Annotated in this window: 10 protein-coding genes; 2 read left to right on the top strand and 8 right to left on the bottom strand. The window is 63.2% G+C overall.

Annotated elements, in window-relative coordinates:
- Window positions 1-5 precede the first annotated feature (5 nt).
- The 7 genes from ASF04_RS01245 to ASF04_RS01275 form a co-directional block, all read right to left on the bottom strand.
- Window positions 6-1,241, bottom strand: a complete 1,236-nt coding sequence (locus ASF04_RS01245) for a Zn-dependent hydrolase (RefSeq protein WP_056137558.1) — start codon at window positions 1,239-1,241, stop codon at window positions 6-8.
- Between the two features lie 2 nt (window positions 1,242-1,243).
- Window positions 1,244-2,641, bottom strand: a complete 1,398-nt coding sequence (hydA, locus tag ASF04_RS01250; protein WP_056137559.1) for a dihydropyrimidinase — start codon at window positions 2,639-2,641, stop codon at window positions 1,244-1,246.
- 10 nt (window positions 2,642-2,651) lie between these two features.
- Window positions 2,652-4,139, bottom strand: a complete 1,488-nt coding sequence (locus tag ASF04_RS01255; RefSeq protein WP_056137560.1) for an NCS1 family nucleobase:cation symporter-1 — start codon at window positions 4,137-4,139, stop codon at window positions 2,652-2,654.
- Window positions 4,140-4,218: 79 nt separating this feature from the next.
- Window positions 4,219-5,532 carry an NAD-dependent dihydropyrimidine dehydrogenase subunit PreA gene (gene preA / locus ASF04_RS01260; protein ID WP_056137561.1) on the bottom strand — a complete coding sequence of 438 codons (1,314 nt, stop codon included), beginning with the start codon at window positions 5,530-5,532 and terminating at the stop codon, window positions 4,219-4,221.
- Window positions 5,532-6,905, bottom strand: a complete 1,374-nt coding sequence (locus ASF04_RS01265) for an NAD(P)-dependent oxidoreductase (RefSeq protein WP_082488465.1) — start codon at window positions 6,903-6,905, stop codon at window positions 5,532-5,534. Before ASF04_RS01265 ends, preA begins: the two co-directional genes overlap by 1 nt.
- Before the next feature lie 60 nt (window positions 6,906-6,965).
- Window positions 6,966-8,468 carry a CoA-acylating methylmalonate-semialdehyde dehydrogenase gene (locus ASF04_RS01270; protein WP_056137562.1) on the bottom strand — a complete coding sequence of 501 codons (1,503 nt, stop codon included), beginning with the start codon at window positions 8,466-8,468 and terminating at the stop codon, window positions 6,966-6,968.
- 14 nt (window positions 8,469-8,482) lie between these two features.
- Window positions 8,483-9,799: an aspartate aminotransferase family protein gene (locus ASF04_RS01275; protein ID WP_056137563.1), complete on the bottom strand. Its 1,317-nt coding sequence runs from the start codon at window positions 9,797-9,799 to the stop codon at window positions 8,483-8,485.
- A gap of 180 nt (window positions 9,800-9,979) precedes the next feature.
- Between ASF04_RS01275 and ASF04_RS01280 the strand changes: the two genes are divergently transcribed.
- Window positions 9,980-11,440, top strand: coding sequence for a PLP-dependent aminotransferase family protein (locus ASF04_RS01280; protein ID WP_056137564.1), 1,461 nt, complete (start codon window positions 9,980-9,982; stop codon window positions 11,438-11,440).
- A gap of 11 nt (window positions 11,441-11,451) precedes the next feature.
- A complete protein-coding gene (locus ASF04_RS01285; RefSeq protein ID WP_056137565.1) occupies window positions 11,452-12,120 on the top strand; it encodes a TetR/AcrR family transcriptional regulator in 669 nt (222 codons plus the stop codon).
- 152 nt (window positions 12,121-12,272) lie between these two features.
- Here the strand turns inward: ASF04_RS01285 and ASF04_RS01290 are convergent, their stop codons facing one another.
- Entirely contained in the window at window positions 12,273-13,211 is a 939-nt protein-coding gene (locus ASF04_RS01290) for a choice-of-anchor A family protein (protein WP_229204876.1), read from the bottom strand.
- Window positions 13,212-13,264 lie beyond the last annotated feature (53 nt).

The raw sequence follows: 13,264 nt of genomic DNA on the forward strand, positions 1-13,264 counted from the left end.
CCAGATTACACTATTCCCGCCCGCTCCAGCATCGCATGAAACAGCACATTGCACCCGGCCTCCAGGTGCTCCGGCTTGGCGTCCTCGATCTCGTTGTGGCTGATGCCGTCCTTGCACGGTACGAAGATCATGCCCGATGGCGCCAGGCGGGCGGCGTAGATGGCGTCGTGGCCGGCTCCCGAGACCACGTCCATGGTCGAGTAGCCCAGTTTGGCGGTGGCGCTGCGCACCGCGTCCACGCAGTCCGGGTGGAACGGGCATGGCGGGTAGTACGACACGCGTTCGAGCGCGATGCGCAAACCGGTGTCGCTTTGCGTCTTGTCGATGAACGCCAGCAGTTCGCCGTGCATGGTGTTGAGCAGTTCATCGTTGACGTTGCGCAGGTCGATGCTGAATTTGACTTCGCCGGGAATCACGTTGCGGCTGTTGGGGAACACCTGCACCATGCCTACCGTGCCACGACCATACGGAGGATAGCGGTTGGCGATCGCCACCACTTCCTGCATGATCACGGTGGACACTTGCAAGGCATCCTTGCGCAATCCCATCGGCGTGGGGCCGGCGTGGGCTTCCATGCCGGTCACCACGCAGTCGTACCACGACAGGCCCATGACGGCCGGCACCACGCCAATCACCTTATCCGCGTCTTCCAGCACCGGGCCTTGCTCGATATGGGTCTCGAAATACGTGCCGATCGGATGCTGGCCCGGCACCTGGTCGCCCTTGTAGCCGATACGCTCCAGTTCTTCGCCCACGGTCTTGCCATCGGTGTCCTTGGCTGCGTACGCAGTCTCCAGGCTGAAGGCGCCGCAGAATACGCCCGAACCCATCATCACCGGCACGAAACGCGAGCCTTCCTCGTTGGTCCAGAAGGCCACTTCGATCGGCGCCTCGGTCTTGATGTTCATGTCGTTCAGGGTGCGCACCACTTCCAGCCCGGCCAGCACGCCGTAGTTGCCATCGAACTTGCCGCCCGTGGGCTGGGTGTCGATATGGCTGCCGGTCATCACCGGCGGCAGCGCGTTGTTGGTGCCGTCGCGGCGCATGAACACGTTGCCGATCTGGTCGATCGTGATCGACATCCCTGCTTCCCTGCCCCACCTGACCACCAGGTCGCGGCCCTGCTTGTCCAGGTCCGTCAACGCCAGGCGCTTGACGCCGCCCTTGGCGGTGGCGCCGATTTGAGCCAGTTCCATCAGCGCCGCCCACAGGCGGTCGCCATTGATGCGTATGTCAGTCATAGTCAGAGTCCTCGTGTGGATGCTGTGAAGGCGGGACGGTCGATGTGGCGGCCAGCGCCCTCCACCGCCATCAGTTCGCCGCGATGGAATACCACGTTGCCCGCCGCCAGCGTGGTCGACGGGATGCCCTTGACGGTGCGCCCCTCGAACACATTGAAGCCGCCCTTGGCAAATTGCGTTTTGGCTGAAATGGTGCGGGTTCCTTGCGGGTCCCACACCACGATATCGGCGTCCGCCCCCACGGCAATCACGCCCTTGCGCGGATAGATGTTGAAAATTTGCGCGGCGTTGGTGGACGTGACGCGCACGAATTCCGATGGCGTGAGCACGCCGGTATTCACACCCGCATCCCATACCACCGACATGCGGTCTTCCACGCCGCCGCAGCCGTTCGGGATCTTGGTAAAGTCATCCTTGCCGGCCGCTTTTTGCGCGGCGCAGAACGTGCAATGGTCGGTGGCGGTCGTGTGCAGGTTGCCGCTCTGCAGACCGTTCCACAACGCCTTTTGGTGGTGCTTGCTGCGAAACGGTGGGCTCATCACGTGGCCGGCCGCAAATTCAAGATCCTCGCTCTGGTACACGCTGTCGTCGATTACCAGGTGGCCGGCCAGCGCCTCGCCGTACACGCGCTGGCCGTGGGACCGCGCACGGGTAATCGCCTCGAGCGACTCTTCGCAGGAGACATGGACGATGTACACCGGCGTGTTCAATACGTTGGCAATCGCAATCGCGCGGTTGGCTGCTTCCGCTTCCACGGCCGGAGGGCGCGACAGCGGATGCGAGCTGGGACCGGTGAGGCCCTGCTTCAACAAGTCCTGCTGCAATTGATAGACCAGCTCACCGTTCTCCGCGTGCACGGTCGGAATCGCCCCGAGTTCGAGCGAGCGACGGAAGCTTTTCACCAGCGTCTCGTCGTCGGCCATGATGGCGTTCTTGTACGCCATGAAGTGCTTGAAACTGTTGACGCCATGGTCGCGCACCAGGATGCCCATGTCGCGGTGCACGGTGTCATCCCACCACGTGATCGCCACGTGGAAGGTGTAGTCGCCGGCCGACCTGGCCGACCACTCGCGCCACTGGTGGTACGCCTCGATCAGGTTCTGCCCTGGCGCGGGGATGACGAAGTCCATGATGGTGGTGGTGCCGCCGGCCAGGCCGGCCGCCGTGCCGGTGAAAAAATCGTCGGACGTGACGGTGCCCATGAACGGCAGGTTCATGTGGGTGTGGGTGTCGATCCCGCCCGGCATCACGTACTGGCCGGTGGCGTCGATCACCTTGGCCGATGCCGGCGCGTCGAGGTTCTCGCCCACGGCCACGATCTTGTCGCCGTAGCACAGCACATCGGCGCGGAAAGCACGGTCGGCGTTGACGACGGTGCCGCCACGGATAATGGTAGTCATTGCAGTCTCCTTAGGGGTGGACCGGCGCGCCGACGGCGGGCACGGTTTTCCCCTTCATCATGATCCCGTACACCACGGCGGAGATGGCAACGCCAACAAACCACGCGTAGGTATAGATCGTTTTAAAACCGTCGCCCACGTCCGGGAACGACGCCGGGAACGCAGCATTGAGGAAGCCGGGAATATTGGGCAGCACGCCGACGATGAACGCCACCAGCGCCGCCATGTTCCAGCCATTGTTATACGAGTACTGGCCGCGCTCGCGGTACAGTTCCGCCACATCGAGTTCCGTCTTGCGCACCAGGTAGTAATCGACGATCAGGATGCCGGCAATAGGACCGAGCAGCGCCGAGTAGCCGATCAGCCAGGTGAACACATAGCCCTGGGTCGATTCCAGTATCTTCCACGGCATCATGACGATGGCGATGGCCGCCGTCAGGTAGCCGCCGGTGCGGTACGTGACGCGCTTGGGCGCCAGCGCCGAAAAATCGTATGCCGGCCCCACCAGGTTGGCGGCCAGGTTGACCGACACCGTGTCGATCAGCAGGATGATCAGCGCCACCAGCACCGCCACGCCGGTCATGCGGCTGGCCAGGTCCACCGGATCCCAGATCGCCTTGCCGTACAGGACCACCGTGGCCGACGTAACGATCACCGCCATCATCGACAGCAGCGCCATCGGCACTGGCAGGCCCACGGTCTGGCCCACCACCTGGTCGCGCTGGGTTTTGGCAAAGCGGGTAAAGTCGGGAATGTTCAATGCCAGCGTGGCCCAGAAGCCCACCATGGCAGTGAGCGACGGCCAGAATACGGACCAGAACTGGCCAGCCTTTTTACCGCCTTCCACGAACTGCGACGGCGCCGACAGCAGGTCGCCGAAGCCGCCGGCCTTGTTGTGCACCCACGCCAGCAGCACGAAGCAGATCAGGATTTTCAGCGGTGCGGTATAGGTTTCCAGTTTGCGGATCGACTCCATGCCGTGCACGATGTAATACAGCTGGATGGCCCAGAAACCCAGGAAACACAGCAACTGCGCAGCGTTGATGCCCAACACTGCGATCTTGTCGCCGCCAATCTCGCCGCCCATCAACACCCCGAGCAAGGTGTAGATCATCTGGCCACCGAACCAGGTTTGAATGCCGTACCAGCCGCAGGCGACGATGGCGCGCATCAGTGCCGGCAGCTTGGCGCCGGCCGTGCCGAACGACGCGCGCGCCAGCACCGCGTACGGGATGCCGAACTTGGTGCCCGCGTGGCCGATCAACAGCATCGGCAACAGCACGATGGCGTTGGCCAGGAAAACCGTGAGCACCGCCTGCCAGCCGGACATGCCGCCTTCGATCAGGCTGGCCGACAGCGTGTACGCCGGAATGCACATCACCATGCCCACCCACAGCGCGGCAAAGTGGTACCAGCGCCACGTGCGCTGCGCGGCGGTGGTGGGCGCCAGGTCTTCGTTCCACAGTTGCGGGCTGACGGGAAGTTCACTGTTATTCACGGGACGGTCTCCAAGGGTTGACGGGCATGCTGCATCGAGTAACATCCTGCAAACGTTGCAAGTTTCGTACCCAGTAAACCTACACTGCTGCCACCGTCTCTTCCACCGCCTTTACTGCTGCCACGTTCTCCGCGCGCGGGTTGCGCGGGTCTTGCGTCCAGTTCATGTAGGGCTTGCCGGTCTTCTGCGGCACCATCGTGATGCAGCCCTGCACCGGGCAGGTGATCTCGCACAGGTTGCAGCCCACGCACTCGTCCTTGATCACCTCGTAGGTGCGCACGCCGGCAGCGTCGATCAGCTGGCTGATCGACTGGTGCGACGTGTCTTCGCACGCCACGTAACAGCGGCCGCACTTGATGCAGTCGTCCTGGTTGATCTGGGCAATGACCTGGTAATTCATGTTCAGGTATTTCCAGTCGGTGGTGTTGGGCACGGCCTTGCCCACGAAGTCGCTCACCTTTGTGTAACCCTTCTGATCCATCCAGCGCGACAGGCCATCCTTCATCTCTTCGACGATGCGGAAGCCATGCAGCATGGCCGCCGTACACACCTGCACGCAGCCCGACCCGAGCGCCATGAACTCGGCCGCGTCGCGCCAGTTGCCGATGCCGCCGATGCCGGAAATCGGCAAGCCTTGCGTAGCCGGATCGCGGGCGATTTCCGCCACCATGTTCAGCGCAATCGGCTTGACCGCCGTACCGCAGTAACCGCCGTGGGTGCTGGCGCCGCCGACGACCGGGAACGCCACCATCTGGTCCAGGTCCAGGTGCGTGATCGAGTTGATGGTGTTGATCAGCGAGACCGCATCGGCCCCGCCAGCCTTGGCGGCACGGGCCGGCGCGCGCACGTCGGTGATGTTGGGCGTTAGCTTGACGATGACGGGCAGCTTGCTGTGCGTCTTGCACCAGCGCGTGACCATTTCCACGTACTCGGGCACCTGGCCCACGGCTGCACCCATGCCGCGTTCCGGCATGCCATGCGGGCAGCCGAAATTGAGTTCGATGCCGTCGGCGCCGGTCGCTTCTACCAGCGGCAGGATATCGGCCCACAGCTTTTCTTCGCACGGCAGCATCAGCGAAACGATGATCACGCGGTCGGGCCAGTCCTTTTTGACCTGCGTGATTTCCTGCAGGTTGATCTCGAGCGAACGGTCGGTAATCAGCTCGATGTTGTTAAAGCCGATGACTTCGCGGTTCTTGCCGTACAGGGCTGAATAGCGCGACGAGACGTTGACGGCGGCCGGGTCTTCACCAAGGGTTTTCCACACCACGCCACCCCAGCCGGCCTCGAAGGCGCGCACCACGTTGTAGGCCTTGTCGGTGGGCGGCGCGGAGGCGAGCCAGAACGGATTGACCGATTTGATGCCGCAAAATTCGATGCTCAGGTCAGCCATTATGCAGCCTCCATTTTCGTCAGGTTGATGTCGCTGTGAATGGCGTGGGCCGCCAGCTTGCCGTGTTGTACCGCCTGCACCGTCAGGTCCTGGCCCGGCGCCACGCAGTCGCCGCCGGCGTAAATCTTCGGCAGCACGGTGCGGAACTGGTCATCGACATGAATCTTGTCGCCGTCGCGTTTCAAGGTCGAAGCCAGCGGATCGCTGATACTGGCTACATCCATGCCCTGGCCGATGGCCTTGAAGATGGCGTCGGCCGCAATCTCGAACGTCTCGCCGGTGCCGGTCAAACGGCCGCCAAGATCGGTGGTGCGCTCGAAGCGCATGCCGCGCACGCGGCCCGCGTCGTCCAGCAGCACCTGCTGCGGCTGCGCCCACGTGCGCATGCGCACCTGGTTGTCCTTGGCGATATGCTGTTCATGTTCGGTCGCGCTCATCGCTTCGAAACCACGGCGGTACACCAGCGTCACTTCTTCCGCACCGAGGCGCTGGATCTGCACCGCCATGTCGATGGCCGTGTTGCCGGCGCCGATGACGATGGCGCGCGATGGCAGCGGCAGTGCTGCCAGGTCGCTGGCCTGGCGCAGTTCGGCGATGTAGTCCACCGCCGCCAGCAGGCCTGGCGCATCTTCGCCGGTCAGGCCCAATTGCTTGCTGGCGCCCAGTCCCAGGCCGAGGAACACGGCATCGTACTGCGCATGTAAGTCTTTCAGTTGCAGGTTGGCGCCGAGCTTCTGGCCATGGCGAATCTCGATGCCGCCGATCTCGAGCAGGAAGTTCACTTCCTTCTGCGCGAAGTTGTCGGTGAGCTTGTACTTGGCGATGCCGTATTCGTTGAGGCCGCCCGATTTTTCCTGCGCCTCGAACACCACCACGTCGTTGCCCAGCATGGCCAGGCGGTGCGCGCACGACAGGCCCGCCGGTCCTGCACCTACCACGGCAATGGTCTTGCCGGTGGATGCAGCACGGGCAAACGGGTGCGCAGTAAGCGCCATGTTATCGACCGCGTAGCGTTGCAGCAGGCCGATTTTAACCGGCTGCCCTTCCGCGTCGTGGTTGCGCACGCAGGCGTCTTCGCACAGGATTTCGGTGGGGCAGACGCGCGCGCAACTGCCGCCCAAAATGTTTTGCTTGAGGATGCCGGTGGCCGCGCCGTTGATGTTTTCATCGTGGATATTGCGGATGAAACTGGCGACGTCGATGCCCGTCGGGCAGATTCGCGTGCACGGCGCATCGTAGCAGTACAGGCAGCGCGCGCTTTCGATGGCAGCCTGGCGCGCATTGAGCGCGGGCGCCAGGTCGGTAAAGTGGGAAGCCAATTGGGCATTGGCCTCCTTCGGATGCGGCATGTAGTTCAGAGATTCGATCATCATTCTTTTTTCCTGGCGAGATACTGCGATGCTTGGTGTGAACGTGATGCTGAAAGAGCGGTCTTACTTCATCTGAGGGAATGCAAATTCCGCGCCAGCAGTGGAGGTATTCGGCCAGCGCTCCATCACCGCTTTATGGCGCGTGTAAAAGCGCACGCCTTCGGGTCCGTATGCGTGATGATCGCCGAACAAACTGCGCTTCCAGCCCCCGAAACTGTTGAACGCCATCGGCACCGGCAGCGGTACATTCACGCCCACCATGCCCACCTGGATTTGCCGCACGAACTCGCGCGCGGTGCCGCCGTCGCGCGTGTAGATCGCCACACCGTTGCCATACTCGTTGCGGTTGATCAGCTCCACCGCGCTGCCCACGTCGGACAGGCGCACGATGCACAGCACGGGGCCGAAAATCTCTTCCTTGTAGATGCTCATGTCCGGCGTGACATGGTCGAATAATGTACCGCCGATGAAGAAGCCGTTCTCACGTTCGGGCACCACGTGGTTGCGGCCATCGACCACCAGCGTGGCGCCCTGCTCCACGCCTTCGCCGATCAGTTTCTCTATACGCTGCTTGGCCGCGCTGGAAACCACGGGCCCCATTTCGGCGTCATGCGCCATGCCGTCGCGCACTTTCAGTGCGGCCGTGCGCTGTGCCAGTGCATCGATGATTTTGTCGCCGGCGTCGCCCACCGCCACCACCACGGAAATCGCCATGCAGCGCTCGCCGGCGGAACCGAAGGCCGCGCCCATCAGGGCATCGACTGTCATGTCCATGTCGGCGTCGGGCATGACCACCATGTGATTTTTGGCGCCGCCCAATGCCTGCACGCGCTTGCCCGCTGCGCAGCCGCGCGCATAAATGTATTCGGCAATCGGCGTGCTGCCGACAAAACTCAAGGCCTGAATCGAAGGATGATCGAGCAGTGCATCGACCGCCAGCTTATCGCCCTGCACCACGTTGAACACGCCGTCCGGCAGGCCCGCTTCTTTCAGCAGTTTGGCGTGCAGCAGCGACGCCGACGGATCGCGTTCGGACGGTTTCAGAATAAAGGTATTGCCGCAGGCGATGGCCAGCGGGAACATCCACATCGGCACCATCACCGGGAAGTTGAATGGCGTGATGCCGGCCACCACGCCCAGCGGCTGGCGCACCGACCATGCATCGATGCCGCGCGAAATCTGTTCGGTGAATTCGCCCTTGAGCATTTGCGGAATGCCGACCGCGAACTCCACCATCTCGATGCCGCGCGCCACCTCGCCCTGGGCGTCGGCAAAGGTCTTGCCGTGTTCGAGCGTGACCACGGCCGCGAAATCGTCCACGTGCTGCTGGCACAGTTGCAGGTATTTGAAGAGCACGCGGGCGCGGGTCAGCGGCGGCGTGGCCGACCACGATGGAAACGCTGCTTCTGCTGCGCGCACGGCGGCATCCACTTCTTCCCCGCTGGCCAGCGCCACGCGGGCGACCGGTTCGCCCAGTGCCGGGTTGAAGACATCGGCGTAACGGCCGGAAGCCGTGTCCTGCTTGGCGCCGTTGATGAAGTGGGTGATGGTGTCAAGTTGGTTCATGTCGTTAGTCCGCTTCAATCGAGGTTTTTCAAAATCGTGGCCAGCTTGCCGAACAACTCGTCGACGTGTTTTTTCTCGAGCACCAGCGGCGGCGAGAGCGCGATGATGTCGCCGGTCACGCGTATCAACACACCGTCCGCAAACGCCTGCTTGAACGCGGCAAAAGCACGTGCGCCGGGCTTGCCCGCAATCGGCGCCAGTTCGATGCCGGCCACCAGGCCGATGGTACGGATGTCGATCACGTGCGGCAGGCCCTTGAGCGAATGCACGGCATCGGTCCAGTACTCGACCATGCCAGCCGCGTGGCCGAGAATGTCCTGTTCCTTGAACACTTCCAGCGTGGCCAGCGAGGCCGCGCAGGCGACCGGGTGGCCCGAATACGTGTAGCCGTGGAACAGTTCGATGCCTGGCGGCGCATCCATGAACGCATCGTGGATGTGCTGCTTGCTGAACACCGCGCCCATTGGAATCGTGCCGTTGGTCAGGCCCTTGGCGGTGGTCATCAGGTCCGGTTCGACGTCGAAATAATCGGCAGCAAACGGTGTGGTAAGACGGCCGAAACCGGTGATTACTTCATCGAAGATCAGCAGGATGCCGTGCTTGGTGCACAGCTCGCGCAAGCGTTTCAGGTAGCCCTTGGGCGGCACCAGCACACCGGTGGAACCGGCCACCGGCTCCACGATCACGGCAGCGATGGTGGAGGCGTCGTGCAGCGTGACGATGCGCTCCAGCTCGTCGGCCAGCTCGAAGCCGTGTTCCGGTTCGCCGCGCGTGTACGCGTTCTTGTCGAGATTGTGCGTGTGCGGCAGGTGATCGACGCCGGGCAGCATCACGCCGTACGGCTTGCGATTGCCGGCGATGCCGCCGACCGAGATGCCGCCGAAGCCCACGCCGTGGTAGCCGCGTTCGCGGCCGATCAGACGGGTGCGGCCAGCTTCGCCGCGCGCGCGGTGGTAAGCCAGCGCCATCTTCAGCGCGGTATCGACGGCCTCGGAGCCGGAGTTGGTATAGAACACGTGGCCGAAGCGGTGGCTGGTGTATTCCATCAGCTTGTCGGCCAGTTCGAACGCGGCCGGGTGACCCATCTGGAACGTGGGCGCGAAGTCGAGCTGGCCCACCATTTCGCGCACGGCAGCGACGATCTTCGGCTGCGCGTGGCCGCACGGTACGCACCACAGGCCGGCAGTGCCGTCGAGGATGCTGTTGCCATCGACATCCTTGTAGTACATGCCTTCGGCGGAGACCAGCAGGCGCGGGTTGGCCTTGAAATCGCGGTTGTTGGTGAACGGCATCCAGAACGATGCCATCGAGTCGGGGCGGGACAGGTTCATGCATATCTCCATGAAGGGGAATTTTTGACGACCCGTAAAAAAATTTTACAAGTGGCAAAACGATGATGCAATAATAGTCAGCGATATAACTATGGCACATATACACAGACGGTAAAACAGTCCAACCGTATCGGTGGTAAAAACAGTACAGTTTCGCTTTGGCTAGCGGGGAACGCAACGATGGAATCGGCAAGCATTGTGGTGGATCAAGCAGACTGTGCGGCAGCGTGGCCGGTACTGGCCATAGAGCGCAGCAGGAAGGGCAGCCTGGTCGAGCAGATCGTAGCCGCGATTGCCGCCATGGTGGGCCGCCGCGAGTTGCGCATCGGCACTAAAATGCCGTCGGTCAGGCAGTTTGCCAAGTGTAATGGCATCAGTACCTTTACAGTTGTGGAGTCGTACGACCGCCTGGTCACGCTGGGGCTGTTGATGTCGCGCCGTGGTTCCGGCTACTTTGTCGCGCGCCAGGATCTGCCGCCGGCCATGACGCCGATGGCCATGCACACCATGCCCACCGCTATCGACGCGCTCACGCCGGACCTGTATTCGGGCGTGTCCGAGGCCCTGGCGGCCGGCGTGGGCTGGCTGCCGCCCGAGTGGTACGGCGACGACACCGTGCTCGACGCCGTGCGCCATGCAATGCGCATTCCGTCGAGCCGGTTGCGCGGCTACGGCCACTCGATGGGCTTTCCCACGCTGCGCCATCACATGGCGGCCACCCTCAGCGACGACCTGTTCCCGGTCGATCCCGAGCAGATCCTGCTCACCCACGGCGCCACCCATGCGTTCGACCTGATCCTGCGCACCCTCACCCGCCCCGGCGACACGGTGTTCGTCGAAGATCCCGGCTACAGCAACCTGCACTCGCTGATCCTGCACCACGGTTGCATCGCGGTCGGCATTCCGCGCGGCGAACACGGTATCGATGTCGAGCTGCTGGCGCGCCAGGCCGCCCTCACCCAGCCCAAGCTCATGTTCGTCAACACGGTGCTGCAAAACCCGCTGGGCACGTCCCTGTCGGCGGCGCAGGCGCACCGGCTGCTGGCCCTGGCCGAGCAGTTCGATTTCTGGCTGGTGGAGGACGATATCTACCGCGAGCTGGCGCAGCGCGGCGAGGCGTCACTGGCAGCTATGGACGGCCTGCGGCGGGTGATCCGCGTGGGCAGCTTTTCCAAGACGCTGTCGCCGGTGCTGCGGGTGGGATCGATCTGTGCGTCCGCCTCGCTGCTGCCCGAGCTGCTGCGCGTGAAAATGCTGGCGGGGCTGACGACCTCCGAGATCAACGAGCGCGCCGTGTACCACGCCATCAGCGCGCGGCCGTATAAACGCATGGTGGACAAGCTGATGGCGCAGCTCGAATCGGGCCGCGAGCGCACCATCGAGAGTCTGCGCAACATCGGCATGGCGCCGCTGGCCAAGCCGCGCGGCGGCATGTTCGTCTCCGCCGGCTGGGATGTTTCACCCCGCCCCGACTGGAATGGCAAGACCATCGCCGATGCGGCGCTCAAGGCCGGCATCCTGCTCTCGCCGTGCGATTTCTTCATGCTGCGACCGCCCGAGTCGGTCTGGTTCCGCTTCAATGTCGCCTACAGCAACCACCCGCAACTGCTGGACTTCCTGCAGTCGGTCCGCCCCGCCTGAAAGAGCTGAACATGTCGATCGTCAAACTGCCAGCAGCACCACGGATCAAGCGCCGCATCATCAACCGCGACAAGCTCGAAGCCGACATCGTAGTCGTGGCCGTGCGCGTGTTTGCCGAAAGCGGCTACGAGGGCGCATCGATCGCCACCATTGCCGACCGGGCCGGCCTGTCGAAGCAGAACCTGATGTACTACTTCCCCACCAAGCAGGCCCTGTACGAGCGCGTGCTCGACGATGTGCTCGACGACTGGCTGGAACGGATGGACAGCCTGGCGGCAGGCGACCAGGAGCCGCAGGCGGTGCTGCGCGCCTATGTGCAGGCCAAGCTGAAGTTTTCGCGCGAGCAGCCGTGGGCGTCGCGCGTGTATGCGATGGAGGTGATCAGCGGCGCCCAGTTGTACGGCGCGCAGATCCAGCGCCGCGTGGTGCCGCTGCTGCGCAAGGATATCGCCGTGTTCGAGCAGTGGATCGCGGCGGGCAAGATCGCCCCGGTCAACGCCACCCACCTGCTGTTCGCGATCTGGGCCATGACCCAGTCCTACGCCGACTTCGCGCCGCAGATGGCGCTGGTGCTGAACCGCAAGCAGCTGGGCAAAAAGGATTTCGACGACGCCGAACAGCTGATCGTCGATATGGTGCTGGCGGCGGTTGGAGTGCCCTTGGTATCCAGGAACGCTTGACAACCGCTCAAGGCAAGGCGCAGCGCCGCAGGCAGTACGAACGTACGGCCACGAAGCTCCAAGAGCGCCTGACAACCGCTCAGGGCAAGGCGCAGCGCCGCAGACAGTACGAGCGTACGGCAAGGCGCTGCAACGCCGCCCTGAGCGGCTTGTCAGGCGCTCTTGCGGCGGCGGGCGGTAAAGCCTACCAACCCCAGACCCGCCAGCAGCATTGCCCAGGTTTGCGCTTCCGGCACGGCCGTGGCGACCAGCACCAGTCCCGGCACGTCAACGGCAGCAAAGCCCCCGCCTGCGGCGTTACCGATGGTCACCGAAGAATTCCAGTCATTGACCACCACCGTGCCGTAGATAGTGCCGCTGCCACCGGTCACGGTAGCCTTGGGCGCCAGCACGTTGGCGTTGAAGCCATTCTGAAAATTGAGGGTGGTGGCGTCGGCAAAGTTGAACAGCACGTTGTAGCCGTCGAACGCGCTGAAGCCACCCTTGAACGTGGCGCTGTCGCCGAGGAAGTTGACGATCAGCGTGGCGCCCGCGCTCAGGTTCGAGAAACTGTACCAGCTGCTGGAATCGAGCCAGCTGGCGTCGAGGTTGATCACTTCGACCTGGCTGTTGGTGCCGTTGATGAAGATGCCGTTCCATTTTTGCTCGGTACTGGCAGTAGGCGTCAGCGCCGCCAGCGCGTTCGAAGTTTGCGTGAGCGACGTGGAAAGCGCATTCAGGTCGGCTGGCGCGATGCCGGTGGTGACCGGGCCGTTCAGGGTGCCGCTCTGGTTCAGGTAGCTGGTGCCGCCCACGTAGGTGCTGCCGTGGCCGACATTGCCGCTGGTGAACGTGAAATCGCGGCCCGCAACCACCGCGTAGTCGCCGTAGGCGCCGGTGTTGCTGGTATTGACGGAATAATTGGCCAGGCTGATGTCGCGGCCGGCCAGGATCGATCCATCCACCCTGCCGCTGCCGGACTTGAAATCGTTGAACGAATAGACAGCGGCGCCGCCCAGGTCGATCTCGAGCACGTCGGCATGCGCTACGGTCATTGCGGAGGCAAGGGCAACAGACGAGATGAAGCGGGCGGTAATTGTCGAAACGGACATGGCAGGGGTTCCCTTTTTAGGTAGAACCCCCGAGTCTAGCATAAATTATATTT

Origin of the sequence: Duganella sp. Leaf61, assembly GCF_001421905.1 — a bacterium.
Taxonomy (GTDB): Bacteria; Pseudomonadota; Gammaproteobacteria; order Burkholderiales; family Burkholderiaceae_D; genus Rugamonas; species Rugamonas zoogloeoides.